This window comes from Serratia sp. PL7 (assembly GCF_945957435.1).
In genome coordinates, this window is sequence record NZ_CAMFLB010000156.1 from 1 (window position 1) to 246 (window position 246).

General features: G+C 47.6%; 1 protein-coding gene. It reads left to right on the forward strand.

Annotated elements, in window-relative coordinates:
• Positions 1–75: 75 nt before the first annotated feature.
• Positions 76–246: GTP-binding protein (locus N6G83_RS54730; RefSeq protein ID WP_235163334.1), on the forward strand; the 171-nt coding region annotated here is incomplete at its 3' end.

A 246-nucleotide genomic window follows, 5' to 3' on the forward strand; every position in this document is an offset into this window, starting at 1 on the left:
TCCTGAATTCAACAAGCAAATGCTTGGTTGATGTGGTGATACCACCGATTTATCCGTGTCTTAGAGGGACAATCGATGTCTAAAGAAAAATTTGAACGTTCAAAACCGCACGTTAACGTCGGTACTATCGGCCACGTTGACCACGGCAAAACTACCCTGACTGCTGCAATCACTACCGTTCTGGCTAAAACCTACGGTGGTTCTGCACGTGCTTTCGACCAGATCGACAACGCGCCAGAAGAGAAG